Here is a 25674-nt window from a genome sequence, read left to right on the forward strand (position 1 = left end):
GCCATGACCGAAGCTGCGATCGCAATCTCGAACCTTTGCAAAACCTACGCTGGTGGCAAGCGCGCGCTCGACGGGGTAACGTTCGACGTCCCTCGCGGCCAGATCTTTGGCCTGCTGGGCCCCAACGGTGCGGGCAAGTCCACGCTGATCAACATCCTTGCAGGGCTGGTCAACAAGACCGACGGCAGGGCCGCGATCTGGGGGTTCGACATCGACGAACACCCGCGCAACGCCAAGGCGTCGATCGGGATCGTCAACCAGGAGATCCTGTTCGACCCGTTCTTCTCGCCGTTCGAGACGCTGGAGATCCAGGCCGGGCTCTACGGCGTGCCCAAGGCAAAGCGCCGCACCATGGAGTTGCTGCGCGCGGTGCATCTGGAGGACAAGGCGCACGCCTATGCGCGCACGCTGTCGGGCGGGATGAAGCGCCGCCTGATGGTGGCGAAAGCGATGGTCCACTCGCCGCCCGTTCTCGTCCTCGACGAGCCGACCGCTGGCGTCGATATCGAACTCCGCCAACAGCTCTGGACCTATGTCCGCAGCCTCAACCAGGCCGGCGTGACGGTGGTCCTCACCACGCATTATCTCGAGGAAGCCGAGGAACTCTGCGACCGGATCGCGATCATCAACAATGGTCGGCTCATCGCGAACGAACCCACCCGCGAGCTGGTCGGCAAGGCACAGGAGAAGATCGTCGCGGTCACGGTCGACCGCGACGTCACCGATATCCCGGCGAATGCCTGTTTCCAGAAGATCGCGCTGAAGGGCACGCGGACGCTGGAGATCACTTACAAGAAGGACCGCGTGAACGCCGGCGAAGTCCTGGCTGCGGTCCAGTCGGTCGGGTTCGGGATCGTCGACGTCTCGACCAAGGAACCCGATCTCGAGGACGTCTTCCTCAGCCTGACGCGCGCCGCCAACGCCTGACTCAGTGACAGACCGCGGGGCGAGCCGGTCCCGACGCCTTGTATGTCAGGATGAATTCGGAATGGCCCAGCTCTTCGGACTTGGTCTGCGCGCCGTTCGCGATGCCGATGATCAGGTCGACGATCTCGGCCCCGACCTCGTCCAGCGTACCGCGCCCCTCGAGGATGCGGCCGGCGTCGACGTCCATGTCGTCGGCCATCCGCCGATAGGTGTCGGGATTGGCGCAGATCTTCACCACCGGCGAGATCGCCGAGCCGACCACCGAGCCGCGGCCGGTGACGAACAGGTTGATATGCGCGCCGCTCGCCATCAGTTCGCCGATCTCGGCATTGTCGACGATGTTGGGAAAGCCGAACTTGGGATCGCCGGGCGGCACGACGTCGAGCAGATAGAGGCCCGGCCCCGGCACCAGTTCGGCGGGGTCGATCACGCCATCGATCGCGCGGCTGCCCGACTTGGCATAGGCGCCGGCGGACTTCTCCTCCTGGCTCGACAAGCCACCCTCGGCGTTGCCGGGCGCGAAGCTGCCATAGCCCATCGCGCGGTAATAGAGCTCGGCCTTGTGGACCGAGGCGATCAGCGCGTCCGCCACTTCGGGCGTCGCGGCGCGGCTTGCCATATGCCCTTCGCAGCCGATCATCTCGCCGGTTTCCTCGAAGATGCACGCCGCACCTGCGTCGATCAGCGTGTCGAAGGCGCGGCCGACCGCCGGGTTGCCGGTGATCCCGCTGGTCCCGTCGGACCCGCCGCAGATCGTGCCGATCACCAGCTCGGACATCGCCATCGGCACGCGGCGCGCGCGGGCGTCGGCCTCGGCACGGACGCGCTCGACCGCCGCCATCCCGGCTGCGATCGCCGGGCCGGTGCCGCCGACCTGCTGGATCACCACGGTCTCGACCGGACGACCCTGCTCCCGCGCGTTCGCGCCGAGCAGTTCGCGGTTGAAGCTTTCGCAGCCGAGCGACAGCAGCACGACTCCGCCGACATTGGGGTGCGTGGTCAGCGCCTTCATCATCGCCAGCGCGTAATCGTTGGGATAGCAGCCGGGAAAGCCGATCAGCTGGATGCGCGGATCATCGATCTTGTCGACGATCCGGCGCGCAACGTGGTGCGCGCATTCGACCAGGTACACGACCACGATGGCATCGCGGATGCCCTTGCGGCCATCAGCGCGCAGCCAGCCGGTCATCGTCCCGTCGTTCTGGGCCACATAGTCCTGGGCCCCAGTGGTCTGGACCCCAAAGGTCTGCACCGCGTCGTTCATGAATGATCTCCTGCCGCGTCACGCAGGTGCGCGGGGATATAGTCGCTTTGCATATTATGCATGTGCACCCAGCCGCCCGCAGGCACGTCCGCCGTCGCCGAACCGATCGGCATGCCATATTTGACGATCTTGTCGCGCATTTTCAAGGACAAGACTGCGATCTTATGACCGAGATCGACCTTTTCGGTGATCGCCAGCGTGGTGCCCTCGACCACGATCGTCTCGCCGGGGGCCAGGTTACGACAGGCTACCGCGACATTGTCGCTGGGCGACAGGCGGATGGCGGCCGCGGTCATGCCGCCAACTCCGGCACCGGCGCATCGGCACGCAGCAGCCCTTCGGTGCGCAAGTCATGCCAGAATGCGGGCGGGATCGCTGCGTGATACAGGTCGACCGTCTGCGCCACGCGCGCCGCGCTGCCGATGCCCGGAATGACGCTGGCGACGAGCGGATGCGCGAGCACGAACGCGAGCGCGGCGGCGGGCAGAGCGACGGCGTGGCGGTCGGCGATCGCCTCGATGCCGCGCACGCGTGCCAGCACGTGGTCTGGCGCGGGTCCGTAGTCGTAGTGGATCGTGCCGCCGCGCCGCGTGCCGGTCGCGAGGATGCCGCTGTTGTACGGACCGCCGATCACGATCGACGTCCCCGCCGCCTCGCACGCCGGGAACAGTGCATCGAGCGCATCCTGTTCGAGCAGCGTATAGCGTCCCGCGAGCAGGATCGCATCGAGCCGTGCCTCGGCCATCACGTCGAGGCAGACCTGGATCTCGTTGACGCCGATGCCGAAGCCCGTGATCGTGCCGTCGTCGCGCAACCGCTCGAGTGCCTTGAGGCCGCCGCCGCTAGTCAGCTGCTGCCAGTAACCGTCCGCGGCGTCGCCGTGCGTGTAGCGACCGATGTCGTGGACATAGAGCAGGTCTATCTTCGCCACGCCCAGCCGTTGCAGGCTGTGCTCGTGGCTGCGCAGGATGCCGTCGTGCGTGTAGTCGTAGCGCATCCGGAACGGCATCGGCGAGCGGAAGCCGTCGCGTTCGCGATCATCGGTGATGGAGGCGTCGGGGTCCATCAACCGGCCGACCTTGGTCGAGACGACGGTATCCGGCTGCAACCGCAGCGCATCGCCGACGCGCCGTTCGGACAGGCCGCGGCCATAATGCGGCGCGGTGTCGACATAGCGCAGCCCCGCGGCGAGCGCGGCATCGACCGCGGCGCGCGCATCGGCGTCGGCGACCGGCGCGTAGAGATTGCCGAGCGAGGCGGCACCGAAGCCGAGTTCGGGCACCGACAGCGCGGTGCGGCCGATCGGCCGGTGGGGAATATGCGTCAAAGGTCCAGGTCCAGTCGATAGATGCGGTTGGCGTTGCGGCCCCACAGGTCGGCGCGCTCGTCGTCGCTGCGATCGGCGAGCAGGGCCTCATAGGCGCCGAGCGTCTCGTCCAGCGTCGCGAACAGGCGGTCGGTGGGGAAATTGGTGGCGACCATCACGCGGCGGGTGCCGAACAGCTCGATCACCTCGGCGACGATGTCGGCAAAGGCGGCGGGGTCGAACGGCGCGTGGATGAAGCCGGCCCCCGAAAGCTTGATCGACACCTGTGGCATCGCCGCCAGCGCGGTCACCCCGGCGCGCCATTGATCGAGCCCGTCGCCGGGGATCGGCAGCCCGAGATGATTGACGATGACGGGAACGCTCGGGTGGAGCGCGGCGATATCGACCAGCCCGGCAAGTTGCGCGGGGAAGCCGTGGAAATCGTAGCTGAGCGCGTGATCGGCGAGCAGGCCAAAGCCGCGTCGCCATGCCGGATCGATCGTCAGGTCGCGCGGATAGGCTTGCCGCACGGCATCGGGGTGCCAATTGACGAGGTGGCGGATGCCGCGGACGCGCGGTCGCGCCGCCTGCCGGGCCAGCAGCGCCTCGACGTCGGGATCGTCGAGTTCGACGCGCGCGATGATCGCGTCGGGCAGGCCGTGCGTGTCAGCGACCGCGTTGAGCCAGTCGGTCTCGCGCTCGCCGTCGTCGCGGTGCGCGCCGGCGTCGATGTGCACCGCGCCGACCAGATTCCACGCCGCCGCCGCCGCGCGGTGGTGCGCGACCGTATAGGTAGCGGCGATCGGCGCGGTGTCGGACTCGTCGAGCCAGGGATAGCGCAGGCCATCCCTGTCCCAGAGGTGCAGATGCGCATCGACGAACGGCGGTCGGGCCATCCTAGTGGCGCGGCTGCCAGGCGACGAAATCCTGGCGCTGCTCGCCGAGTTTCTCGATGCCGAGCGTGACGACGTCACCCGCCTTCAGATACCAGGGCTCGGGCTTCTGGCCCATGCCGACGCCCGGCGGCGTGCCGGTGGTGATGATGTCGCCGGGCTCCAGCGTCATGAACTGCGAGCAATAGGCGACGATCTCGGCGACCGAGAAGATCATCGTCTTGGTGCTGCCGTCCTGCATCCGCTTGCCGTTGACGTCGAGCCACATCGACAGGTTCTGCGGATCGCCCACCTCGTCGGCGGTGACGAGCCACGGGCCGACCGGGCCGAAGGTCGGAAAGCCCTTGCCCTTGTCCCAGGTCGCGCCGCGCTCGATCTGCCAGTGCCGTTCGGAGACGTCGTTGACCACAAGGTAGCCCGCGACATGCGCGAGTGCGTCGGCGGTTTCGACGTATTCGGCGCGGGTGCCGATGACGATGCCCAGTTCGACTTCCCAGTCGGTCTTCTTCGAATCGCGCGGGATGACGACGGGGTCGTTCGCGCCCTGCAGACAGCTGACCCATTTGTTGAAGACGACCGGTTCCGCGGGAATCGGCAGGTTCGATTCGGCGGCGTGATCGGCGTAGTTCAGCCCGATCGCGATGAATTTGCGCGTGCCCGATACCGGCACGCCGTAGCGCTGCTCGCCCTCGACCAGCGGCAGCGTGGCGGGGTCGATCGCGGCGAGCTTTGCCAGCGCTTCGGGCGCCAGCGTATCAGCAGCAATGTCGGCGTGGCCGGTCAGCGCGCGCAGGCGGCCATCGGCATCGATCAGGCCCGGCTGTTCGTTTCCGGGCGTTCCATAGCGACAGAGTTTCATAGAGTATCCTTTGCAGAAACCAGAATGGAGCGATCGATCTTGGCGATCGTGTTGACGCCGGTAAGCGTCATCGCGACGCGCATTTCCTTTTCGATCAGGTCGAGCAGTTGGGTCACGCCCGCCTCGCCGAGCGCGGCCAGCGCATAGAGCCACGCGCGCCCGAGCAGGACGCCGTGTGCGCCCAGCGCGAGCATCCGCACGACGTCGAGACCCGAGCGCACGCCCGAATCCGCCAGTACGGTCAGCCGATCGCCGACCGCATCGGCGATCGCCGGCAGCGCGCGCGCGGTCGACAGCACGCCGTCGAGCTGGCGGCCGCCGTGGTTCGAGACGACGATCCCGTCCGCACCGACATCGGCGGCGGCGCGCGCGTCGTCGGGGTCGAGGATACCCTTGATGATCAGCGGGCCGTCCCACGCGGCACGGATCCAGTCGAGATCGCGCCACTGGATCGACGGATCGAAATTGGCGCCGAGCCAGCCCATGTAATCGTTCATGCCGCTGGCCTTGCCGAGCACCGGCTCCAGATTGCCAAGCCGATGCGGCCGCCCGCGCAGACCGACATCCCACGCCCAGCTAGGCCGGCCGATCGCCTGCAGCATTCGGCGCAACGGCGCGCGCGGGCCGGACATGCCCGAATGCGCGTCGCGGTAGCGGGCGCCCGGTACCGGCATGTCGACCGTGAACACCAGCGCCTCCGCGCCTGCCGCCTTGGCGTTCGCGATCAGCTCGCGCATGAAACCACGGTCGCGCAGGACGTAGAGTTGGAACCACAACGGTCCGTCGGTCGCGCGGCGGACCTCGTCGATCCCGCACAACCCGACGGTCGAGAGCGTGAACGGCAGGCCGCGCGCGTTGGCGGCGCGCGCCGCCTGTGTCTCGCCGCGACGGCGATACATGCCGCCGATCCCGATCGGTGCGAGCGCCACGGGCAGCGGCATCTGCCGGCCGAACAAGGTGGTCGACAGATCGATCGTCGCGACGTCCTGCAACACCCGCTGGCGCAACGCGATGTCGGCGAGATCCGCGGTGTTACGCCGCAGCGTCTGCTCGGCATACGCGCCGCCGTCCGCATAATCGAACAGGAAGCGCGGCAGCCGTGCCTTCGCCGCACGCTGGAAATCGAGGGTCGAGGCGATCGTCACCATCGCATCACGCCATGCACCAGCCGCCGTCGATCACGTGCAACTGCCCGGTGGTGTAGGCGCTCTCGTCCGATGCGAGATACAGCGCGAGCGCCGCGACCTCGTCGGCCTTGCCAAGCCGGCCCATCGGCTGACGCGCGATGAACGCGGCGCGCGCCGCCGCCTCGTCGCCGGTCGCCGCCAGCCGCTCGTCGAGCGACGGCGACTGGACCGTGCCCGGGCAGATCGCGTTGCAGCGGATACCCTTGCCGACATAATCGAGCGCGACCGAGCGGGTGATCCCGGCCACCGCGGCCTTCGACGCGCAATAGGCGTAGCGATTGCCGACGCCGATCACCGCGCCGGCGACCGACGACATGTTGACGATCGAGCCGCCGCCACGCGCGATCATCGCCGGCAGCAACGCGGTCAGCATGTGCGTGATCGCGTGGACGTTGAGGTCGAACGACAGGTCGTAGCCCGCGTCTGCCGTCTCCAGCAGCACGCCCGCATCGACATAGCCCGCGCAGTTGAACAGCACGTCGACCCCGCCGGCAGTTTCAGCGAACGCCCTGATCGCGGCGCGATCGGTCAGGTCGATGACATGCGTGGTGCATCCGGCGAGATCCGCCAGCGCCGCCGCGTTGCGATCGAGCGCGATCACCTCCGCGCCCTCAGCGGCGAACAGTTCCGCCGCAGCGCGCCCGATACCCTGGCCGGCACCGGTCACGATCGCGCGCTTGCCCTTCAGTCTATCCACGTCGTCTTTCCTTTCAGATCGATGCCCGCGCGGTCGAACCGCGGGCGTACAGTGCAAAGGCCAATACGCCTGCGAAACAGGCGGCCGGCACCAGCATCGCATGCGTGATCCCGGCGCGATCCGAGACCCAGCCCATCAGCGCGGTCAGCGCCGCGCCGCCGATGATCGCCATGATGATCAACGACGATCCCGCCTTGCGCAGCGGCCCCAGACCCTCGACGCCGAGCGCGAAGATCGTCGGAAACTGGATCGACATGAACAGGCTGGCCGCGACCATCGCGTACAGGCCGATCGTACCGCCAACCGTTCCCGCGAACACCGCGAGCAACAGCGAGATCGCCGAGAAAATCGCCAGCAACACGACCGGTGCGAGCCGCGCCATCAGCGCGGTGCCGACGAAGCGCCCGGCTGCGAACAGTACCAGCGACACGAACAGCGCGTCGGCACCGGCGCGTTCGCCCATCCCTGCGTTCGCCTGCGCATAGCGGATCGTATAGCTCCAGAGCCCGACCTGCGCGCCGACGTAGAAGAACTGCGCGACGACCGCGGCGATCAGCTGCGGGCGGCGGAACACGTCGGTGAAGCGACCCGTCGGGCCCGCGTCATGCTCGACGCTGCCGCGCGGGAACGGCACCAGTGCGGCGGCGACCGCGAACAGCAGCACGACGCCGGCGATCGCGACATAGGGCATCACCACCGCCTGCACTTCGGCGCGGTAGAACGCGTCACGCGCTGCGTCGCTCATCGCGGCTAGGCTGCGCTCGTTATGCTCGATCCCCGACAGGATGAAATTGCGGCCGACCAGGATCCCGGTGATCGCGCCGAGCGGATTGGCCGCCTGCGCCCAGTTGAGCCGCCGCGTCGCGGTGCGCGGATCGCCCAGTTCGGTCATCAGCGGATTGGCCGAGGTTTCGAGGAACGCGAGGCCGCAGGCGATCACGAACAAGGCGAGCAGGAACAGTTGGTACATGCCGGCGACAGCGGCGGGATAGAACAGCAACGCGCCGCACCCGTACAGCGTCAGCCCGGTGACGATCGCGGTCTTGTAACCGAAGCGCCGCATCACCGACGACGCCGGGATCGCAACGACGAAATAGCCGAAATAGAAGACCTGCTGGACGAAGCTGGTGCCGAAATCCGACAGCGCGAACGCCTTGCGGAATTGCGCGATCAGGATGTCGTTCAGGTTGTTCGCCATCCCCCACAGGAAGAACAGCGCGACGGTGATGACGAGCGCCGCGACATAGCGCCCGCTATCCGCGCCGCCCGTCGAACGCAGGGCGTGGTGAGGATCGGCCGGGTGAGCATCGATCATCGGCGGCAAGGCCATCCTGTCTCTCCAGTCTCGATCGTTGCGACGCCGCGGAGGCCATCGATAAACGTGTGGCAGCGAAACACCGCCTCCACACATGCGAGATCATATTTTCACAAGCGAGAGCTAACCGAGCGCTTCGCCTTTGGCAACCTCTTCTCCGGAGGCCATGCCCACAGGATGCGCGGATCCCGTCGATGGCGCCCGCTAGCTGGCCTGTTCGCCGAGCGAATATATGCGGCGCATCGGCACCCATTTTTCCTCTTCACCCGCGCACGACAGCGGGCGTTGGAAATGGTCCATCGCCGCCTCCCAGCGCGCATCGACCGCCTTTCCCGCTGCGTCGAGGTGGCGTGGCCAGTCGTCGGCGACCTCAGCGATCATCACCAGACGATCGGCGACACGCCAGATTTCCATGTCGGTAAAGCCCTTGTCGCGAATACCCCGCGTCACCTCGGGCCAGACCGCGCCCGGCGCATGCGCGCGTTCATAGTCGGCGATCAGATCCGCGTCATCGACCAGATCGAGCGCGAAACACACGCGACGAGACATTTTTCTCTCCTCAATTCCGGCGACGGCGATAACCGGAAATTCGAATTTCGATTGCACCTATGATAGGGTAGTCTCATTCTGCGTCAATTAGCCGGTCGTCGTGGAGCAGGCACCCTGCCCTCGGCGCGCGACCAGCGACGCAGAACGACATAGTGGAGGAAGCAATGAAGGCATTGGTCTGCACGGCGCCCAACGCGGCGCGGATAGAAGACCGGCCGGCGCCCCAGCGCGGCGAGGGTCAGGTCCTGCTGCGGATGCGGCGGGTCGGGGTCTGCGGCACCGACTATCATATCTTCGACGGCAGCCAGCCGTTCTTCACCTATCCCCGCCTGATCGGCCACGAACTTGCCGGCGAGGTGATCGAGGCGCCTGCGGACAGCGGGCTGACACCCGGCCAGATCGTGACGGTCAATCCCTACATCGCGTGCGGCACCTGCGTCGCGTGCCGGCGGGGGCGGCCCAATTGCTGCGCGCGGATCAGCGTGCTCGGCGTGCACGCCGACGGCGGCATGACCGAAGTGCTCGCGGTGCCGGTCGGTTCGATCGTGACGACCGAGGGCCTCACCGTCGATCAGGCGGCGATGGTCGAATTCCTCGCGATCGGCGCCCACGCGGTTCGCCGCGCCGCGATCGAACCGGGCACGCGGGTATTGGTCACCGGGGCCGGACCGATCGGGATCGGCTGCGCGCTGTTCGCGCGGATCGCCGGCGCCGGCTCCGTCACGCTGCTGGATCGCAGCGCAAAGCGTCTCGCGACGGCGGCGGATCGGTTCGGTTTCGATGACGGCGTCGTCGCCGGTCCGGATGCGACCGCCGCGCTGGCGGATCGAACGGACGGCGAGATGTTCGACTATGTGTTCGACGCGACGGGCAGCAGCCAGGCGATGAAGGCGGGCCTGTTCAACGTCGCCAACGCCGGTACCTATGTCCTGGTCGGCCTGTGCCTCGACGATCTGGTCTTCCCCGACCCCGAATTCCACAAGCGCGAGACGACCTTGCTTGCCAGCCGCAACGCGCTCGCGGCGGATTTCGACCATGTCATCGCGTCGATCCGCAACGGCTCCGTGCCGGCCGACCGGTTCCTGACCGACCGCGTCGATCTCGACGATGCACCGCACGCGATCCCGGCGCTGATCGCCCGGCAAGAAGACGTGCTGAAGGCGATCGTCACCATCTGAGTCGCCGAACGGACTGAGAGCCGGCGCCCGCGCCATGGCCGCACGCCTTCCTTGGCGGGGCGGTTGCGGTTAGACATCAACGCCAGAACGGGGGGCGAGGAAACGATGGCGAAGCAGGAGGGGGACGCGGCGCAGCGCAAGGGCAATTACAATGCGCCCGCGCTCGACAAGGCGTTCCTGATCATCGAACTTCTCGCCAACAACCCGCAGGGGCTGCTGGCGAGCGAGATGGCGACCGCGCTGCAACGCTCGCTCGGCGAGCTGTTCCGCATCGTCGTGGTCATGGAGGAAGCCGGCTATCTGCAGAAATCCAAGGTCACCGATCGCTACACCGTGACCTACAAGTTCCTCGACGTCGCCTATCGCGCCACGCCTGCGCGCAAGCTGGTCGTCACCGCGCAGCCCGAGATGCAGATGCTCGCCGCGGCGATCGGCCAATCCTGTCATCTCGTCGTGGTGCAGCGCGCAGAGGGCCTGGTCATCGCGCGCGAGGAAAACCCAGGCGTGCGCGGCTTCGCGCTGCGCGTCGGTGCGTCGATCGATCTGGTGCGCAGTTGCTCGGGCAGCGTCATCCTCGCCTTCACCCCCGAGGATGCGGCGGAACGGCTGCTCGCGCGTGCCTCCGCGCTGCGCAAGGAGCCGGTCGGGCAGGCCGCGCTGGCCAAGACGCTCCGGCAGGTTCGCGCGCAGGGCCACGGTCTGCGCGAAAGTCCGGTGACACGCGGCGTGACAGACATCAGCTGCCCGATCTTCGGCTTCGACGGCGAGCTACTCGCGGCGCTGACGGTGCCGTTCCTGGAGTTGCTCGACGGCTCGCAACTGGTCTCGATCGAAGACGCGTGTGCCGAACTCAAGCAGACCGGCCAGCGCATCTCGGTCGCGTTGGGCTGGCAGCCGCCGCGGGACGCCTGAGGCGACGCGCCCGCGGCTGCAAAACCGGATCGACGCCAATCAAACGTTAGCGCAATTCCAGCGCGACGATCTGGTCCCATGCCTTGCCCAGCGGCGGCAGACCCGACAGTTCGATCCGACGCTTGCCCGCCATGACCTTTACCGGTGCACCGCCGTCGAACAGCCGTGCGGAGGCGACCGTGCCCCGCATCGGCGCATCGATCGGCAGCGTGACCCGCCCGTCGTGCGCGCGCATCAGATGGACATACACCGTCTTGCCACGCTGCGTGGTGACGCCCCAGTCCCCCGGCGCGATCGGCCCGCCGCGCGTACCGTAGATGGTCGTGCCATGCGCAGTCATCCATTCGCCGATCGTGCGGAAGGTCGCCAGGTTTTCAGGCTGGATCTCGCCGTTCGGCATCGGCCCGGTGTTGAGCAGGAAATTGGCGTTGCGCCCTGCCGCCCCGACCAGCGTGCGCACCAGCGTTTCGGGCGACTTGTACTTGTCGTCGACGAGGTTGAATCCCCAACTGCCGTTCATCGTCTCCGACATCTCGAGCGGCAGTGAGCCGACCGCCGACGGGTCGCTGTAGCCCATCGTGTTCTGCCCAGGCCCTTACGAGTTTCTCGATAGGGTCGCGGCATTCCAGAATGCTGCAACGCTTCATCCAATCCAACCACGGACACCTTCGCTGCGAAAAGTTGCGCCCTATCAGCTGCATTGGCGCCTTGCTGACCAGACAGTCCGACCGAGAACCCTTGGAAGAACCGGTCTAACCCGCTTGCCGGGCGCTGCCCTTGGCCCGCACCTTCGTCTGCGCTGGCCGTTTGAACCAGAAGCTCCAGACGCTCAACGTCCCGAGCAGGCCCAGAACGAGCCCCGACAGCGTCATCACGAGGCGGTAGCCGAGGCCACCGACCTTGCCGGCGTGGAGCGGATACAGGATATTGTACGCGGCCACGACGTTCGACAGCGACGCTGCATCGCGCGCGCCGATCAGACGACCGTCATCGGCCGCGAACCACAGCGTCGTCCGTCCGTTCGGCAGCCATTCCTGCGGCCGCTTCATGCGGATCGTAATGAGCCCACTTTCCTTGCGCGGCAGCGACAGGCTGCGCAGTTCGGCGTCGGGAAAGCGCGCGCGCGCCGCGACGATCATGCCCCGCCAGTCGAGATGATCGGCGAGCGCGACCTTGGGCCCCTTCGGCGGCTTCAATGCCGCGTCGATCGTCGCCGGCGCGCTGGGGCCGAGGAACAGCGCGCTGATCGGCCGGAACACCAATGTCGCGCCGGTCAGCAGCGACAGGATCAGCAACGGTGCGGCAACGATCCCGAGATCGCGGTGGTGCCGGACGATCGCCGGACGACTGAGACGCTTTGGCAACGGGCGGAACGCGAACGTCTTGCGCGTCCGCCACCACAGGATCGTCCCCGTGATCACGAAGAACAGCCCCGCCACGCCCGCGATCCCGATGATCGTCTCGCCGGTGTCGCCCGACAACAGATGATGGTGCAGATCGAACAGCCACAATTCGGGCCGCGCCCATTGGCTCTGCCACTGGCTGACGATCGTGCCCGCCTGATCGGTATAGGCCCCTGCCCCCTTGCCGAAATCGAGCCGGTCGAGCCCGAGATTGGCGTTGGCAAAGGTGATGCTCTGCGGCCGGTTCGCGGGGTCCGCCATCAACCGCTCGGTGGTCGCGGCGAGGATGCGCGTGCTCTGGATCTGCGCGTCGCCGGCATGCGGCAGCATGATCCACGTATCGCGGTGGACCAGGATCGCGCCGGTCAGCCCGAGCAGCGCGAGGACCAGCCCCAGGAACCCGCCGGCCCAACGGTGCAGCGTATCGAGCAGCGTCATCCTAGAACCGTACGTCCCAGCCGAGCGTGAAATTGCGCCCGCGCCCGGAGAAGAAATGCGCGTTGTCGGTAGGCCGCACCGTGTCGCTGTAATAATCGATGTAGAAATGGTCGAAGATGTTCTGCGCGCTCAGCGTCAACGCGCCGATCGGCAACGCGTACCGTATCGACGCATCGGTGATATTGTAGCCGCTGAAGTCGTTTGCGGCGGGCAGCCCGGCATATTTGCGCGCGAGGTAGAATTGCTGCTGCACGCGGGCGGACACCTTGCCGCGGATGTAGCTCGCTGCGAGGTTCAGGCGATCGGGCGAGATGTTCGCGCCGTCCAGATCGATATCGACCTTGCCGTCGTCGTTCGAGTCGGTGCGGCCGACGAGATGCGCGAAGCCGGTAGACAGCGTCAGGCCGGGTAACGGCATCCGTGCCTCCAGATTGACCTCGATGCCCTGGATCTCGACGCGCTGGCGCTGCGCCTCGTAGGCGCCGCCGGTGAATACCAGCACCTGCCCTCGCGTGCTGGTCGACCAGAAATAGGTCGCGCTCGCGTTCATCGGTCCGCGCTTCACCTCGACGCCGAGTTCACGGTTGTTCGAGACAATCGGCGCGATGTCGACATAGGAATCGAGGTCGACCCCGTCGCGGTTGATCGCGCGCGAGATGCGGCCTACATCAGGCACGGTAAACCCTTGCGCATAGCTGCCATAGGCGCGGATGCCGGGGATCGGCTCGACGATGACGCCGCCGTTGAATAACGCCTTGCTGAAGCTCGGGCTGCCGCCCGCGACCGCGTGGCTGCCGTACGACGCGAGCGTGGTGTAGTCGTCGATGACGATCTTCACGTTCTCGTAGCGCGCACCACCGGCGATGCGGACGATCTTGTCGAACAGCGCGAGGTTGACCTGCCCGAACGGCGCGAGGCTGCGGAAGTCGGCGGGTGGCACCCAGACGCGGTCGGTCGCGATCAGGCGTTGCTCGGTGCGATCGTACAGCGCGTCGAAGCCGAGCGTCGCGGTCAGCGCCTCGAAGCCGGGAATGCCGCGTTCGTAGCTGAACTTGCCACCATATTTGCGCGAGCGGTTCTGCGACTGGTCGAACAGCGTGCCGACCGGTGCGAGCCGCACGTCCTGGAACGTCGCGATCGGCGCGACCTCGCCGCCGAACGTATCGCGAGACCGGTTGAAGAAGACCTGGGTGACGAGGTTGCCGCCCCACAGATCGGGATCGGTCAGCGACAGCGCGATGCTCTCGGTGCGGTTCTCGGCAGGGTCGCCCGGCGGGGTGCCGCGTACCGACGTGGTCGGCAGGTTCGTGCGGAAATTACCGTTGCTGGCGATGTAGTTGCCGCCGCCCTTCAGCTCGAACCGGTTGGCGATGAGGTCGATCCGCGCGGTATCGGTGAGAGCGTAGCCGGCACGTGCGAACACCGACCAGCTGCGGGAATCCTGCGTCTCGCCCTGCGTCAGGTCGGTGCCGACGCGGTTGCCGTGCCCGTCGTAGAACGCACCGCGCTTGTCGTACGCGCCGCCCGCCATCACGTCGAAGCGCCCCGATTTCCACGCGAGAAGCCCGGCGACCTTGCCGCCCTTGCCGTCGCCGCTGAAGCCGGTATCGGTCGTCCCCTGCACCAGCGCACGGCCCGAAAGGCCTTCGGTGCGCGGCGGTTGCACGGTCACCTGGTTGACGATCCCGCCCGTGCCGCCGATCCCCTGCAACGCGTTCGAACCGTAGATCAATTCGACCCGGTCGATGAAGAACGGATCGATCGTGAAGCCGTCGCGCGATCCATCGCGCAGCGGCGTCGACTGCGGGATGCCGTTGATCGCATAGAGCGGCGAACGCCCGCGCAACGTCTCGCCCGCACCCGACAGCTTCTGCCGCGTCGGCGAGAAGGACGGCGTCAGGTTCGATACCGCATCGACCACCGACCCGCCGATCGCGACCTGCTGATCGAGCGCCGCGCGGTCGATCACGTCGATCGTCAGCGGCAACGCGTTGGGCGGCAGGATGCTGCGGGTCGCGCTGACAATGATATCCGCAGGGGCGTCCGAAGGCTGAGCGTCATGATCATCCGTCGCCGGTGCGAGTGTCGCCTGCGCGCAAACCGGCGAGGTCGTACCGACGATCGGCAAAGCCAGTAGAGTGAAAAGCCCAAACCGCATGATGTCCCCCGAATGGGGACGCCCCTACGCGAGCCGATACGCTAATGCAAATCGTTCGCATAAGTCATTGTTCTGGCTGGCGGCATTGATGTGTATTAAGGCGTAGGCCCGCACCGGCATTTGGGGCGCGTAGTCCAAAGCACAAAGGGGACACCCGTTCATGTCGCTTGGCGGGCGGTGCATCGGCTCAGCGTCCAGACGGGAATCGCGTACGGTTCGTTCGCAGGATGGCTCGACAAGTTGGAGGCGCCCCCCCCCAGTAATCAGGCCGCGATATCCTTGCCTACGACCTGATCAACCACAGCAGCGCTTGTGCTTTTTCCCCGACCCGCAAGGGCACGGATCGTTGCGCCCGACTTTCGATGCCGTCGTCGCCAGCGCATCGAGCGAGGTCGTGCCGGCGAGGCGCGTACGCACCACGTACAGTAGCTGGACGGCTTCTGTCAGCGCCGACGCCGCACCGTCCTGCAGCGCGTTGATCTCCACGCTGTCGAGGTCGCTCTCGTCGCGGGCGACCGCGATCAGCGTCGTCAATTGCGACCACGGCGCTGCGCTTTCAGCGTCGTCGGCCATCGCCTCCCAGGCGTTCGGACGTAGCGCGATCGCCTCGGCGAAACCGTCGATCCAATATTCCCAAAGGACCTCGCCATCGCGCTCGTCGACGTCGAAGATCGGCTGAAGCTTGCCGCGGACAAGATCGCGCGCGATCTCTTCGCGTCGCGCCGCCACCGCGTCGGCGAACCATTGCACGTCCAGCGGGTCCTCGAACGGCGCGACGCCGTCGACGTCCGCTCCCCACACGACGGTCATCCACTCACCCGGGGGGATCGCCTCCGGGCAAATCAGCAGCCCAGTGAGAAAGCCGTCGAGCTCGGTAAGCAGCATCGGCTCCTCGACGGCGAGGTCGGCGAGTGCACCATCGAGGCGCCGGAAGCGCGACGGGAATCGTTTCACAGGCGGATGTCGCGTCGGCGCATCTCGTCCCCCGCCATCTCGCGCAACGGTGTCGGATCGCCTGCGGCAAAGATGTCGGCAAGGTCGAGCAGATCCTCGTCGCCAAGCGCTTTCACCGACGCCTCTACCGCCGCAAGGCGCTCGAGCGCCCGCCCCGTCTCCGTCGCGCGCCGCTTGGTTCGTATCTTGAGCATGGACGTCCGCTAGCAGGATAAACCGGAAGTTACACTGGCGACCCCGCGTAAGATTAGCCGAAGGCCGGTTTCCGGGCATCCCGCCGCATGTGCGCTTGCGCTACTCGGGCGAAGGCAGAGCCTCATTCGGTCCGTGATCGAGCAAGGTTGGCGAGATCTTTAACGCGAAGTGCCGGACTGTCGTCAGGTGAGGCAGGTATGCCGCAGCCGCAGGTTCGTAATGTGCGCGGTCGCCACTAGGATGCCGCCAGTCACCGTGACGGCGACCTCGGCGCTGCCTTCCGGCAGGACGAACGCCCCTATCGTCATCAGACCCAGTCCGGCGGCACCAAGGCACAGAGGCCAAGATGTGGCGTGACGGGTCCGCCCGCCGATCAGCGCGATCGCCGCTATCGGGACGGCCAACAGCAACACCCAACGGTGGAAGCTTTCGGGGATGACGATGATCGTGGACACCATCGGCACCGCCGCCAGGAGGAGCGGTAGCGCTAGGCAATGCACCATGCACGCCGCCGAGCCCGCCATCGCCGCCCGATCGAGCCAGTCCATTCCGCACGTCCGTATCGTTCTCATCTTGCCACGCCCGTCATCAATACCGTAATGATACATCATATCATTTCGTGTGAGGTAAGTCGATGGTCCAGGATATGAAGCCGCTGTTGCCCGTGACGGTCCTGTCCGGATTCCTCGGTGCGGGTAAGACGACGCTCCTCAATCACATCCTTGCCAACCGGGAGGGCCGGCGGGTGGCGGTGATCGTCAACGACATGTCCGAGGTGAACATCGATGCGGATCTGGTGCGCAGCGGCGATACCGCCCTGTCGCGCGGTGAAGACACGCTGGTCGAGATGACCAATGGCTGCATCTGCTGCACGCTGCGCGAGGATCTGCTCGTCGAGGTGCGAGCGCTGGCCGATGCCGGGCAGTTCGACTGCCTGGTCATCGAAAGTACCGGTATCTCCGAACCGTTGCCGGTGGCCGCGACCTTCTCGTTCGAGGACGAGCAGGGCGAAAGCCTGTCCGACGTCGCGCGGCTGGACACGATGGTGACGGTGGTCGACGCCGCCAACCTGCTCCGCGACTATGCGAGCACCGACTTTCTCGCCGATCGCGGCGAGGCGCTCGGCGACGGCGATCGCCGCAGCTTGGTCGGGTTGCTGGTCGAGCAGATCGAGTTCGCCGACGTGATCGTCATCACCAAGGGCGACCTGGTCGACGCTGCGCAACTCGCGACCGTGCGAAAGCTGGTCGCGTCGCTCAACGCCGACGCCCGCATCGTCGAGGCCGATCACGGACGCGTGCCGCTCGATTCCGTTATCGAAACCGGGCTGTTCGACGACGAGAAGGCGGAGTTGCATCCGCTCTGGGCGAAGGAACTCTACGGTCATGCCGATCACCGTCCCGAAAGCGAGGAATACGGCGTCGAAAGTTTCGTCTACCGGGCTCGCGCGCCGTTCGACCCGGTGAAGTTCCACGACTTCGCACGCGGCGGCTGGCCGGGTGTGGTCCGGGCGAAGGGGCATTTCTGGCTCGCGACGCGCCCCGACTGGTGTGGCGAACTCGCGCAGGCCGGAGCGCAGTCGATGACGGAGGCGATGGGCCGCTGGTGGGCCTGCGTACCGGAGCCGAAGCGACCGAGCGGTGAAGCGTGGGAGCGAATGGTCGCCGCGAAATGGTCGCCGATCTGGGGCGACCGACGGCAGGAACTGGTCTTCATCGGCATCGACATGGACGAGGCCGAGATCCGGCGCCGTCTCGATGCCTGCCTGGTGCCCGCCGCCGCTTTCACCCCCCGGTTGTGGGAGGGGCTGCCCGATCCGTTCCCCGCCTGGGGCGTGCGGGAGATGGCGTGATGACCGACGCGTCGTTACTCGCACCAGTCCGCTCGCACGTTCATCGGGCGCGGACCGTCGATGCGCTTGCTGCGATCTTCGACCCCGACGTCAATCTCGCGATCTGGGAGCGACCATCGGTGCCGGTCGGAGCGCTAGGCGGTTTCGGCACCATCCAGATGACGACGACGGTCGATCGCGCGCATGAGGAACTGACGAGTGCGTTCGCGCAGTTGCCCGCCGCCGCCTGGCATGCGGATATCGCCGCGGACATCGCCGTGCTCACCACGTCCTTCGCGGCGATCATGGCGCTGTCGCACGTCGTGATCCGGCTCGAGCGGGTGGTCGGCGACGCCTGCAAACGCTGGCACGCCGATTACGTCTCCGTTCGCCTGATCTGCACCTATCGCGGATCGGGAACGCAGTGGATCGAGCGGTCGGTCGAAAGCCCGGACGTGCCGGTCGTCGAGACACCGCAATCGCTCGACGCGGGTGCGGTCGGTCTGTTCAAGGGCCGCGTTCTTGCCGGCGAGCACGCGATCATCCACCGGTCGCCGCCGATCGCGGGCACCGGCGAGGAACGACTCCTGCTCGTGCTCGACTGTCCGCCGCCAGAGGAAACCGCGGCGCTGTGGGCGAGCGCGATGCAACGTGGCTGACACATTACCGGTCCATTGCCGCTGCCAAACCGGCGTACGGCGTCTCATCATCCAGGCCATCAGGATACTCGCTCCATGACGCGTTTGCCGCTTCTCCTAGCCGTCACGCTCGCGAGCCTGGGTGCCGTTGCCGGCGCGCAGCAGGCGCTCGGGCCAGCGGGATATCTCAAGCCCGGCGCGTTCGATGTGCTGGCCATCCTGCCGCCTGCTCCCAAGCCCACCGACCCTCGCGGGATTGCCGACCGTGCGATCTTCAAGGCGACGCGCGCGTTGCAGGGCAGTCCGCGCTGGGCGCTGGCCACCAACGACGTAAAGTCCGCGCCCGCCGACCTGTTTAGCGACTTCAGTTGCGCGATGGGGATCGTGCTCACGCCCGAGAACGCCCCGCGGACCGCCGCGCTGCTTCGGCGCGCGATGTTCGACACATCCCGTCAAACCAACGGCGCCAAGACATTCTACAAGCGGCAGCGACCGTTCCTGATCGATCGCGGACCGATCTGTCAGCCCGCCGCCGAGGTCGCGGACAGCTATGATTACCCTTCGGGCCATACGACCGCGGGCTGGACGATGGCGACCTTGCTTGCGGAAATCGCGCCCGATCGCGCGACCGCCCTGCTCGCACGCGGCCGGGCTTATGGCGAAAGTCGGATCGTGTGCGGCGTCCACAATGCCAGCGCCGTCGAGGCGGGGCGGCTGTCGGCGTCGTCGACGCTGACCGCGATGCAGGGCGACCCGGCCTTCACAGTGGATCTCGCCGCAGCCAGGCAGGAGATCGCGGCACTTCGACACGACGGCGGAACGGCGAAACCCGACGCTGCGCTCTGCACAGGCGAAGCGGCCCTCGTCGCCCAGCCCCTCTACTGACGAGACAATCATGACCGACACCACCGGATCGCGCCTGCTCCTCAATCGCCGGTCCATGATCGGTGCCGCCGCGGCGCTGGTCGGCGCGCCGGCGATCCTGCGCGCGCAACAACTCTTCGCCGCCTACCCGTTTCGCCTCGGCATTGCGGCGGGCGATCCGGCTGCGGACGGCTTCGTCATCTGGACCCGGCTCGCGCCCGATCCGCTCGCCGAGCATGGCGGCATGCCGATGCAGCCGGTCGAGGTCGACTGGCAGGTCGCGACCGACCCTCGCTTCGCGACGCTGGTCGCGGGCGGCAAGACGCTGGCGCGGCCCGAACTCGCCCACTCCGTCCATGTCGAGGTGGCGGGCCTGCTACCCGATCGGCCGTATTGGTACCGGTTCACGGTCGGCAGCGAGCGCTCGACCACGGGATGCGCACGGACGCTGCCGGTCGCCGGTGCGCCACTCGACCGGCTGCGGTTCGCGGTCGCCGGCTGCCAGAATTACGAGGACGGCCTGTACACCGCCTATCGCCACCTCGCGGCGGACGATCCCGCCTTCGTCTTCCATTACGGCGACTATATCTACGAAGGCCGGAGCGCGCCGATGCCGGTCGGCTATGACGGCAAGCCCCGCCGCTTCGTCCGCGAACATGCCGGGCAGAAGCTGTTCGACCTCGCCGATTATCGCCGCCGCTATGCCCAGTACAAGACCGACCCGGACCTGCAGGCCGCCCACGCCGCCGCGGCGTGGTTCGTCACGTTCGACGATCACGAGGTCGAGAACAACTGGGTCGGCGAGATCGACCAGGAGAACGACCCGCCCGAGGTGTTCGCACTGCGCCGGGCCGCCGCATTCCAAGCCTATTACGAGCATATGCCACTGCGTCGATCGGCGTTTCCGGGACCTGCGGGCATGCAGATCTATCGCCGCGCGACGATCGGCAACCTGCTCGACCTGCATTTGCTCGACACGCGGCAGTTCCGGACCGACCAGCCCTGCGACGACGGCTTCAAGACGCGTTGCAAGGGGTGGGCGGATCCCGCGGCGCAGGTCATGGGACGCGCGCAGGAGGCGTGGCTGGCGACGGCGCTGAAGCAGAAGAAGGCGCGGTGGAACGCGCTGGCGCAGCAGGTGATGATGATGCCGCTCGACCGGCGCACCGGCGACGAGCCCGCGCCGATCCGCAACATGGACAGCTGGGGCGGCTATGACGCGCCGCGCGAACGCGTGTTGAAGATGGTCGAGGGGCTCGGCAATGCCGTCGTACTGACCGGCGACGAGCATCAGAACTATGCCGGCGTGCTGCGTACCGAGGGTGGCCAGGGGGATGCAGTCGCCGTCGAGTTCGTCGGCACGTCGATCAGCTCGGGCGGCGACGGTGCGGATCGGCGGGTCGGCGAAGACCGCATCCGCGCCCGCAACCCGTTCCTCGCCTGGACCAACGACCGTCGCGGTTATCTGCTGTGCGACGTGAACGCGGACCAGTGGAAAACGGAATTCCGGACGGTCGATACCGTCGCGCGCCCCGACGGCGCTGTCAAAACGGCCGGCACGGCGATCATCGAGCACGGCCGTGCCGCCGTGACGATGACCTGAATTCCCCTTCGTGCGACGATCGGAACGCGTCAGCATTCCTCCGGTCGCCCCAATTCACCAAGCCTGTGTTCTTGGAGGAAACGAGCCCGTCGCGCGGGGAGACCAAGTTCGGAAGTCCGGCTGAGTCGGCAGCGCGCCGCGTTCGGTGGGGGCGTCGTCCCCAGGACCAATGATCGCGACGGCATCGCTCATCCGCGGCATGAACAGCAACGCGGCAAGCGTCACTGCGACGCTGATGATCAGACTCGCGGTCGAGACGATCTTATCATTGGCCCGTCATTGGCGCCGAGCACCCGCGCGAAGCCAGCCGATCCGATCGGTGACGTGGCGTTCGCGGTGCGACGACACCGCGCCCATGTCAGACGATTTCGAGCATGTTCTCCACCTTTACCGCGCCCGGTGCAGCCCAGGCGGTGCGTTCGGCGACCATCCGGTCGTGCGGCGAGTCGACCGAGCCGGTCAGCCGCACGGTGCCGCCATCGACCGACACCTTGATCGTGTCGCCGTCGAAGAACCACGAGCGATGGAGCGCGGTGCGGATGTCGTTGCTGACGTCGGTCACGTCGACGCGCGCTTTCAGCGTGACGTGATTGATCACGCCGACGACACCTGCGAGCGGCCGCACCGCCGCCTCCGCCGCGTCCTTCTGGAAATGCCAGCGCACTTCGCCGCGCAGGCTGACCCAACCGTCCTCGACCTGCGCCTTGATACTGTCGTGCGGGACGGTCGTATCCCAGGACAGGCGCTCGACGATCGCGCTCGCGATCGCCTCGTCGCCGCGCTTGAAGCGACTTCCAGCTGCACCTCGATCGCCTCGGCGACCGCCTTCACGCCGTCGACGCGCGCGGCAGCGCGTTCGGCGGCGTATTTCGCGGCATAACTGCCAGCGTGGCCGCTCAGCGTGACAACGCCGTTGTTCGCGGTGACGCCGATATGCCCGGCGGGGACGCTCGGGTCCCAATTGAGTTCGGCGAGCACGGCTTTCTGCAATCTGGCGTCGTGGGACATGACACTCTCCTGGAGACAGCGCGGGGAGGTCCGAGCCGATGACCGCACCCTATCGCCTCGACCGATCGCGGACAGCGTCGGGAACTACGCAGCCCGCGCTTATGCGTAGTTCCCGATCCTTTCCTGCGCCCGCCCTAACGCCGACAGCTCGGCGAAAGAGGGAGACCGCGCATGACCTATTCGACCCTGATGGTGCATCTCGACGGCGGCCGGCCTAACGCCGTCCTGCTCGACGTCGCGGCCACGCTCGCCGATCAGCATGACGCCGCGGTGATCGGCATCGCCGCTTGCCAGCCGGTGCCGATCGGCACGTGCGACGGCTATCTCGGCGGCGACTATGCGGTGATCGAGCGCGATATCGTCGCCGACGAACTCGCCCGTGCTGAGGTCGAGTTCCACGCGCACGAGCAGCTCGCGAAGCACGCCCTCGAATGGCGGTCGATCCCGACGATCGCCAACATCGCGCACGTCGTCGCGGAGAACGCGCGGTCCGCCGATCTCGTCATCACCAGCGCTGGCCCCGGGTTTGCCGACCTCGCGACGCATGCCGACACCGGCGATCTCATCCTGCGCGCCGGCCGCCCGGTGCTGGTCGTTCCCGACGGCGCCGCCACCGCGACCTTCTCGACGATCATGATCGCGTGGACCGATACGCGCGAATGCCGACGCGCGATCAGCGATGCGCTGCCGATACTCCACGCCGCCGACCGCGTGGTGATCGTCGAGGTCGCGATCGACGCGATCGATGCGCGCAAGCCGATCGACGACGTCACCGCCTGGCTCGCACGCCACGGCGTCGATGCGGACAAGATCGTCGCGCGGATGAAGGGCACCAGCATCGACACGCTCGCCGGCATCGCGGACGACGTCGAGGCCGACCTCGTCGTCGCGGGCGCCTATGGCCATAGCAGGATCCGCGAATGGGCGTTCGGCGGCGTCACCCGCGACCTGCTGCTGCGCGACCGACGCTGCACGTTGCTGTCGCACTGAGCCGTGACGAACGCCGCGATCCGCAAGTATCTCGCCCCGGTCGCCAAGGCGAACCGAAGACTATTCGTCGGCGCCACGATCCTGTCGACGATCGCGATCATCGAAGGACTATTAGCATATAGCGGGTCTTTGGCTTAACATGCGTCATGTTTCGAGCGAGGGCGTGGTATCATTGCCCCTTGGCGGATCGGACCAGTGTGTCGAACAAGGCCTGCATCTCGATGATTTGCCTCTGCGCTCCCAGAGCTACCGCACCGCCCGCATGATCGCGTCGCAGTCGCCGCACGGTACCGACCCCCAGGCGGTGGCGCGCGGCGATGCGATGCTGGCGGAGGAACTGGGGCTGCTGATCGACGGCGCGACGACCTATGCGATCTACATGCTCGATCCGCACGGCCGCGTGACGATCTGGAATCGCGGCGCCGAGCGCATAAAGGGCTGGGCCGAGGCGGAGATCATCGGCCGCGATTTCGCGATCTTCTACCCCGCCGACGATATCGCCGCGGGCAAACCCGCAGCGGACCTCGCCCGCGCACACTGCGATGGCCGGATCGAGGAGGAGAGCTGGCGAGTCCGCAAGGACGGCTCCGAATTCCTCGCGCACGTGACGATCACCGCGCTCCACGACGACGCCGGCGCATTGCGCGGGTTCGGCAAGGTGATCCGCGACATCACGCATGAAAAGGCTGCCGAAGCCGCGATCGTCCGTCGCGAACACCATCTCCGCTCGATCCTCAACACCGTCCCCGACGCGATGATCGTGATGAACGAGAACGGCATCGTCGCCTCGTTCAGCGCCGCCGCGGAACTCGTCTTCGGCTATGCGGCGAGCGAGGTGATCGGCCAGAACGTCGCGATGCTGATGCCGCAGACCGAAGCGCGCGATCACGACGCCCATCTGCGAAAGTACCGCCACACCGGCGAGCGCCATGTAATCGGCAATGTCCGCCTCGAACGCGCGATGCGTAAAGGCGGCGAGACGTTCCCGATCGAACTCGCGGTCGGCGAGGCGTCGATCGCGGGCGAACGCATCTTCACCGGCTTCATCCGCGACCTCACCAACCGCCACGCGACCGAACGCCGCGTGCAGGAACTCCAGTCCGAACTCGTCCATGTCTCCCGCGTCAGCGCGATGGGTACGATGGCGTCCACCCTCGCGCACGAGATCAACCAGCCGCTGACCGCGATCGCCAATTATCTGGAGGCAACACGGGCGATGATCGAGGACAGCGACGATCCGCTGCTGGGCGATATCGCCGAGGCGCTCGACCTGGCAGCGGCGCAATCGCTGAGGGCGGGCACGATCGTCCGCCGGCTGCGCGCGTTCGTCGATGGCGGCGATACCGGGTTCCGTGACGAACGTCTGGATCTGCTCATCGAGGAAGCGACCAGCCTCGGCCTGCTCGGCGCGCACGAGGCGGGGATTGCCGTCGTCAACACGGCTTCGCGAAGTCCGGTCATGGTCCGCGTCGATCGCATCCAGATCCAACAGGTGCTCGTCAACCTCATCCGCAACGCGATCCATGCGATGGCCGCGTCGCGGGTCCGGACGCTGTCGATCGCCACCGCACCCGAACGCGAGGGCTGGATACAGATCACCGTCGCCGACACGGGCTCCGGCATAGACCGCGACGTCCGCGCGCGCCTGTTCGAGGCGTTCGCGACGACGAAGGAAGACGGCATGGGGCTCGGCCTGTCGATCTGCCGGACGATCGTCGAGGCGCATGGCGGGCGGATCTGGGCGGAGGGCGTTACGAACGGCGGCACGGCGTTCCACTTCACCGTGCCGCTTGCCGCGCCACAAGAAGGCGACACCGATGACTGACGTACTCCGCACGGTGCATATCGTCGACGATGACGAGGCGATCCGCCAGTCGGTCGGCTTCCTATTGCGCAAGGCGGGATATGCGGTCGAGACCTATCCGGCGGGCACGCATTTCCTGAAGTCCGTAACGCGGGAGACACGCGGCTGCGTATTGCTCGACGTCCGCATGCCCGATCTCGACGGATTGGAGGTGCAGGCGCGCCTCGCGCAGACCGGCATCGCGCTGCCCGTGATCATGCTGACCGGCCACGGCGACGTCACGCTCGCCGTTCGCGCGATCAAGGCGGGCGCGATCGAGTTCCTCGAAAAGCCGTTCGAGCGCAGCGCCCTGCTCGCGGCGATCGAAACCGCGCTCGCGCATGCCGCCCGGTCCGACCGCGAGCACCTCGCCGCCGCGGACGCGCTCGTCCGCCTCGCTGCCCTCACCCCGCGCGAGCGCGACGTGCTCGACGGCATGGTGCTGGGTCGCCCCAACAAGCTGATCGCCTACGACCTCGCCATCGCCACCCGCACCGTCGAAGTCCACCGCGCTAGTTTGATGGAAAAACTCGCCGCGCGCAGCCTGTCCGACGTCCTGCGCATCGCGTTCTCGGCCGGACTGGGCGAAACCGCCGAGCCAGCCTGACACCCTCGTCTTCTACGTACAGACGCGGCCGGGTCCGCGTGTCATCGAGAGTCGA

General features: G+C 67.0%; 27 protein-coding genes and 1 pseudogene. 11 read left to right on the forward strand and 17 right to left on the reverse strand.

What is annotated here, in order from left to right:
* Positions 1–3 precede the first annotated feature (3 nt).
* Positions 4–927 (forward strand): ABC transporter ATP-binding protein, encoded by a 924-nt coding sequence (locus C8J47_RS14100; RefSeq protein WP_121886146.1) that lies wholly within the window; start codon positions 4–6, stop codon positions 925–927.
* 1 nt (position 928) lies between these two features.
* Here the strand turns inward: C8J47_RS14100 and C8J47_RS14105 are convergent, their stop codons facing one another.
* The 9 genes from C8J47_RS14105 to C8J47_RS14145 form a co-directional block, all read right to left on the reverse strand.
* The gene (locus tag C8J47_RS14105; RefSeq protein WP_121886262.1) at positions 929–2116 is read right to left on the reverse strand and encodes a UxaA family hydrolase; all 1188 of its coding nucleotides are present in this window, start codon (positions 2114–2116) and stop codon (positions 929–931) included.
* A 71-nt stretch (positions 2117–2187) separates the two neighbouring features.
* The gene (locus tag C8J47_RS14110) at positions 2188–2487 is read right to left on the reverse strand and encodes a UxaA family hydrolase (RefSeq protein ID WP_121886147.1); all 300 of its coding nucleotides are present in this window, start codon (positions 2485–2487) and stop codon (positions 2188–2190) included.
* Positions 2484–3518, reverse strand: a complete 1035-nt coding sequence (locus tag C8J47_RS14115; RefSeq protein ID WP_121886148.1) for an aldo/keto reductase — start codon at positions 3516–3518, stop codon at positions 2484–2486. The genes C8J47_RS14110 and C8J47_RS14115 overlap by 4 nt, the downstream gene beginning before the upstream one ends.
* On the reverse strand, positions 3515–4393 hold the full coding sequence (locus C8J47_RS14120) for an amidohydrolase (RefSeq protein WP_121886149.1): 879 nt from the start codon (positions 4391–4393) through the stop codon (positions 3515–3517). The genes C8J47_RS14115 and C8J47_RS14120 overlap by 4 nt, the downstream gene beginning before the upstream one ends.
* A gap of 1 nt (position 4394) precedes the next feature.
* Entirely contained in the window at positions 4395–5249 is an 855-nt protein-coding gene (locus C8J47_RS14125) for a fumarylacetoacetate hydrolase family protein (RefSeq protein WP_121886150.1), read from the reverse strand.
* On the reverse strand, positions 5246–6394 hold the full coding sequence (lldD, locus tag C8J47_RS14130; protein WP_121886263.1) for an FMN-dependent L-lactate dehydrogenase LldD: 1149 nt from the start codon (positions 6392–6394) through the stop codon (positions 5246–5248). The genes C8J47_RS14125 and lldD overlap by 4 nt, the downstream gene beginning before the upstream one ends.
* 7 nt (positions 6395–6401) lie before the next feature.
* The gene (locus C8J47_RS14135; protein ID WP_121886151.1) at positions 6402–7133 is read right to left on the reverse strand and encodes an SDR family oxidoreductase; all 732 of its coding nucleotides are present in this window, start codon (positions 7131–7133) and stop codon (positions 6402–6404) included.
* Positions 7134–7146: 13 nt separating this feature from the next.
* A complete protein-coding gene (gene fucP, locus C8J47_RS14140) occupies positions 7147–8463 on the reverse strand; it encodes an L-fucose:H+ symporter permease (protein WP_259467559.1) in 1317 nt (438 codons plus the stop codon).
* A 189-nt stretch (positions 8464–8652) separates the two neighbouring features.
* On the reverse strand, positions 8653–8997 hold the full coding sequence (locus C8J47_RS14145) for an L-rhamnose mutarotase (RefSeq protein ID WP_121886152.1): 345 nt from the start codon (positions 8995–8997) through the stop codon (positions 8653–8655).
* Between the two features lie 164 nt (positions 8998–9161).
* Here C8J47_RS14145 and C8J47_RS14150 point away from each other — a divergent pair, with 164 nt between their 5' ends.
* Entirely contained in the window at positions 9162–10175 is a 1014-nt protein-coding gene (locus tag C8J47_RS14150; protein ID WP_121886153.1) for a zinc-binding alcohol dehydrogenase family protein, read from the forward strand.
* Between the two features lie 105 nt (positions 10176–10280).
* On the forward strand, positions 10281–11087 hold the full coding sequence (locus C8J47_RS14155) for an IclR family transcriptional regulator (protein WP_121886154.1): 807 nt from the start codon (positions 10281–10283) through the stop codon (positions 11085–11087).
* A gap of 46 nt (positions 11088–11133) precedes the next feature.
* On the opposite strand, the gene C8J47_RS14160 is transcribed toward C8J47_RS14155, so the two are convergent.
* The 6 genes from C8J47_RS14160 to C8J47_RS14185 form a co-directional block, all read right to left on the reverse strand.
* Positions 11134–11664 (reverse strand): alpha-L-fucosidase, encoded by a 531-nt coding sequence (locus tag C8J47_RS14160; protein WP_121886155.1) that lies wholly within the window; start codon positions 11662–11664, stop codon positions 11134–11136.
* A gap of 175 nt (positions 11665–11839) precedes the next feature.
* Complete coding sequence (locus tag C8J47_RS14165) at positions 11840–12928, reverse strand: PepSY domain-containing protein (RefSeq protein WP_121886156.1); 1089 nt, start codon at positions 12926–12928, stop codon at positions 11840–11842.
* A gap of 1 nt (position 12929) precedes the next feature.
* Entirely contained in the window at positions 12930–15086 is a 2157-nt protein-coding gene (locus C8J47_RS14170) for a TonB-dependent receptor (protein WP_121886157.1), read from the reverse strand.
* 294 nt (positions 15087–15380) lie between these two features.
* On the reverse strand, positions 15381–16040 hold the full coding sequence (locus C8J47_RS14175) for a UPF0149 family protein (protein WP_121886158.1): 660 nt from the start codon (positions 16038–16040) through the stop codon (positions 15381–15383).
* Positions 16037–16234: a hypothetical protein gene (locus C8J47_RS14180; RefSeq protein WP_060523763.1), complete on the reverse strand. Its 198-nt coding sequence runs from the start codon at positions 16232–16234 to the stop codon at positions 16037–16039. The genes C8J47_RS14175 and C8J47_RS14180 overlap by 4 nt, the downstream gene beginning before the upstream one ends.
* A gap of 183 nt (positions 16235–16417) precedes the next feature.
* Positions 16418–16783: a MerC domain-containing protein gene (locus tag C8J47_RS14185; RefSeq protein ID WP_183129115.1), complete on the reverse strand. Its 366-nt coding sequence runs from the start codon at positions 16781–16783 to the stop codon at positions 16418–16420.
* A gap of 86 nt (positions 16784–16869) precedes the next feature.
* Here C8J47_RS14185 and C8J47_RS14190 point away from each other — a divergent pair, with 86 nt between their 5' ends.
* The 4 genes from C8J47_RS14190 (at position 16870) to C8J47_RS14205 (ending at position 21171) form a co-directional block, all read left to right on the forward strand.
* Positions 16870–18087, forward strand: coding sequence for a GTP-binding protein (locus C8J47_RS14190; protein ID WP_259467560.1), 1218 nt, complete (start codon positions 16870–16872; stop codon positions 18085–18087).
* Positions 18087–18725 (forward strand): DUF1826 domain-containing protein, encoded by a 639-nt coding sequence (locus C8J47_RS14195; RefSeq protein WP_121886160.1) that lies wholly within the window; start codon positions 18087–18089, stop codon positions 18723–18725. The genes C8J47_RS14190 and C8J47_RS14195 overlap by 1 nt, the downstream gene beginning before the upstream one ends.
* Before the next feature lie 75 nt (positions 18726–18800).
* On the forward strand, positions 18801–19589 hold the full coding sequence (locus C8J47_RS14200) for a phosphatase PAP2 family protein (protein WP_121886161.1): 789 nt from the start codon (positions 18801–18803) through the stop codon (positions 19587–19589).
* A gap of 10 nt (positions 19590–19599) precedes the next feature.
* Positions 19600–21171, forward strand: coding sequence for an alkaline phosphatase (locus C8J47_RS14205; RefSeq protein ID WP_121886162.1), 1572 nt, complete (start codon positions 19600–19602; stop codon positions 21169–21171).
* 358 nt (positions 21172–21529) lie between these two features.
* Here C8J47_RS14205 and C8J47_RS14210 read toward each other — a convergent pair whose 3' ends face one another.
* On the reverse strand, positions 21530–22039 hold the full coding sequence (locus tag C8J47_RS14210) for a BON domain-containing protein (protein ID WP_259467577.1): 510 nt from the start codon (positions 22037–22039) through the stop codon (positions 21530–21532).
* Positions 22030–22179: pseudogene (locus tag C8J47_RS19575) on the reverse strand (BON domain-containing protein); the annotation flags it as partial. The pseudogene C8J47_RS19575 and the gene C8J47_RS14210, both read right to left, overlap by 10 nt.
* Positions 22180–22350: 171 nt before the next feature.
* Between C8J47_RS19575 and C8J47_RS14215 the strand changes: the two are divergent.
* The 4 genes from C8J47_RS14215 to C8J47_RS14225 all read left to right on the forward strand — a co-directional run bounded on the left by C8J47_RS14215 (position 22351) and on the right by C8J47_RS14225 (position 25619).
* Positions 22351–23169, forward strand: coding sequence for a universal stress protein (locus tag C8J47_RS14215; protein WP_121886163.1), 819 nt, complete (start codon positions 22351–22353; stop codon positions 23167–23169).
* A gap of 3 nt (positions 23170–23172) precedes the next feature.
* Positions 23173–23307 (forward strand): hypothetical protein, encoded by a 135-nt coding sequence (locus C8J47_RS19580; RefSeq protein ID WP_259467561.1) that lies wholly within the window; start codon positions 23173–23175, stop codon positions 23305–23307.
* Between the two features lie 88 nt (positions 23308–23395).
* Entirely contained in the window at positions 23396–24994 is a 1599-nt protein-coding gene (locus C8J47_RS14220; RefSeq protein ID WP_259467562.1) for a PAS domain S-box protein, read from the forward strand.
* Positions 24987–25619, forward strand: coding sequence for a response regulator transcription factor (locus C8J47_RS14225; protein ID WP_056049970.1), 633 nt, complete (start codon positions 24987–24989; stop codon positions 25617–25619). Before C8J47_RS14220 ends, C8J47_RS14225 begins: the two co-directional genes overlap by 8 nt.
* The last annotated feature ends 55 nt before the right edge of the window (positions 25620–25674 follow it).

Origin of the sequence: Sphingomonas sp. PP-F2F-G114-C0414 (genome assembly GCF_003688595.1) — a bacterium.
Taxonomy (GTDB): domain Bacteria; phylum Pseudomonadota; class Alphaproteobacteria; order Sphingomonadales; family Sphingomonadaceae; genus Sphingomonas.

Bases quoted from the DNA above. Each gene is read 5' to 3' on its own strand.
- C8J47_RS14100 (WP_121886146.1), top strand. From the start codon at position 4: ATGACCGAAGCTGCGATCGCAATCTCGAACCTTTGCAAAACCTACGCT.
- C8J47_RS14105 (WP_121886262.1), bottom strand. From the start codon at position 2,116: ATGACCGGCTGGCTGCGCGCTGATGGCCGCAAGGGCATCCGCGATGCC.
- C8J47_RS14110 (WP_121886147.1), bottom strand. From the start codon at position 2,487: ATGACCGCGGCCGCCATCCGCCTGTCGCCCAGCGACAATGTCGCGGTA.
- C8J47_RS14120 (WP_121886149.1), bottom strand. From the start codon at position 4,393: ATGGCCCGACCGCCGTTCGTCGATGCGCATCTGCACCTCTGGGACAGG.
- C8J47_RS14125 (WP_121886150.1), bottom strand. From the start codon at position 5,249: ATGAAACTCTGTCGCTATGGAACGCCCGGAAACGAACAGCCGGGCCTG.
- fucP (WP_259467559.1), bottom strand. From the start codon at position 8,463: ATGGCCTTGCCGCCGATGATCGATGCTCACCCGGCCGATCCTCACCAC.
- C8J47_RS14145 (WP_121886152.1), bottom strand. From the start codon at position 8,997: ATGTCTCGTCGCGTGTGTTTCGCGCTCGATCTGGTCGATGACGCGGAT.
- C8J47_RS14150 (WP_121886153.1), top strand. From the start codon at position 9,162: ATGAAGGCATTGGTCTGCACGGCGCCCAACGCGGCGCGGATAGAAGAC.
- C8J47_RS14155 (WP_121886154.1), top strand. From the start codon at position 10,281: ATGGCGAAGCAGGAGGGGGACGCGGCGCAGCGCAAGGGCAATTACAAT.
- C8J47_RS14160 (WP_121886155.1), bottom strand. From the start codon at position 11,664: ATGGGCTACAGCGACCCGTCGGCGGTCGGCTCACTGCCGCTCGAGATG.
- C8J47_RS14165 (WP_121886156.1), bottom strand. From the start codon at position 12,928: ATGACGCTGCTCGATACGCTGCACCGTTGGGCCGGCGGGTTCCTGGGG.
- C8J47_RS14170 (WP_121886157.1), bottom strand. From the start codon at position 15,086: ATGCGGTTTGGGCTTTTCACTCTACTGGCTTTGCCGATCGTCGGTACG.
- C8J47_RS14180 (WP_060523763.1), bottom strand. From the start codon at position 16,234: ATGCTCAAGATACGAACCAAGCGGCGCGCGACGGAGACGGGGCGGGCG.
- C8J47_RS14185 (WP_183129115.1), bottom strand. From the start codon at position 16,783: ATGGACTGGCTCGATCGGGCGGCGATGGCGGGCTCGGCGGCGTGCATG.
- C8J47_RS14190 (WP_259467560.1), top strand. From the start codon at position 16,870: ATGGTCCAGGATATGAAGCCGCTGTTGCCCGTGACGGTCCTGTCCGGA.
- C8J47_RS14195 (WP_121886160.1), top strand. From the start codon at position 18,087: ATGACCGACGCGTCGTTACTCGCACCAGTCCGCTCGCACGTTCATCGG.
- C8J47_RS14200 (WP_121886161.1), top strand. From the start codon at position 18,801: ATGACGCGTTTGCCGCTTCTCCTAGCCGTCACGCTCGCGAGCCTGGGT.
- C8J47_RS14205 (WP_121886162.1), top strand. From the start codon at position 19,600: ATGACCGACACCACCGGATCGCGCCTGCTCCTCAATCGCCGGTCCATG.
- C8J47_RS14215 (WP_121886163.1), top strand. From the start codon at position 22,351: ATGACCTATTCGACCCTGATGGTGCATCTCGACGGCGGCCGGCCTAAC.
- C8J47_RS14225 (WP_056049970.1), top strand. From the start codon at position 24,987: ATGACTGACGTACTCCGCACGGTGCATATCGTCGACGATGACGAGGCG.